A 293-nucleotide genomic window follows, 5' to 3' on the forward strand; every position below is an offset into this window, starting at 1 on the left:
GCCCTGGCCCACTGATTCGTCTGAAAGAAGGTCAAGACGCCGTACTGCGTGTTACCAACCTGCTGGATGAGTCCACGTCGATCCATTGGCATGGCCTCATCTTGCCACCGGAGATGGACGGTGTGCCTGGGGTCAGTTTTGCAGGCATAGCACCTGGTGAAACCTTCACCTACCGTTTTCCTGTCCGCCAGAACGGTACCTACTGGTACCACAGCCACTCCGGCTTGCAGGAACAGCTCGGCCACGCCGGGCCGTTGATAATTGACGCCGCCGAGCGCGAACCCATCCGCTAC

Annotated in this window: 1 protein-coding gene; it reads left to right on the forward strand. The window is 59.4% G+C overall.

Annotation, left to right across the window (positions count from 1 at the left end):
• Window positions 1-293, forward strand: a 293-nt coding sequence (locus CXF87_RS12535) for a multicopper oxidase domain-containing protein (protein WP_157826553.1), incomplete at both ends; no start/stop codon positions are given.

The sequence above is a fragment of the Halomonas sp. MES3-P3E genome (assembly GCF_002836035.1).
In the GTDB taxonomy this organism is placed as follows: Bacteria; Pseudomonadota; Gammaproteobacteria; order Pseudomonadales; family Halomonadaceae; genus Vreelandella; species Vreelandella arctica.